1 pseudogene is annotated in these 346 nt (G+C 40.8%); it reads right to left on the reverse strand.

Annotated features, from left to right (window positions below):
- Positions 1-100: 100 nt before the first annotated feature.
- Positions 101-346 (reverse strand): annotated as a pseudogene (locus tag H4I94_RS16215) (hypothetical protein); the annotation flags it as partial.

A 346-nucleotide genomic window follows, 5' to 3' on the forward strand; every position in this document is an offset into this window, starting at 1 on the left:
TTCTTGTTTGAGGGTGCCAAGCCAGTACACCCGGTCATAAGTTGACTAAATATGACCAAAGCACTCACAGAAGATATTTTTCTTCTATTTAAAGGAAAGTTCAGCATAGTGAGCCTCCCGGTTGAGTGCTTAAGTTAGGGCATTGCTGATTATTTTGAGTGGTGGTGGAACTTAGAGTCCCATCATTCGTAGTATCATTGGAAATGTCTATACCGTTATTGGAACCATTGATATTCACATTGCTGGTAGCCGAATTCACTGTACCGATAGAGCTGGTCGAGGTGCTGTTTATTGTGGTTTTTCCCAAGCCTGAATAATAATCAGAATCCATGAGTTCGATTAGATT

Source organism: Acinetobacter sp. T_3_1 (assembly GCF_025377055.1).
Lineage (GTDB): Bacteria > Pseudomonadota > Gammaproteobacteria > Pseudomonadales > Moraxellaceae > Acinetobacter > Acinetobacter kookii.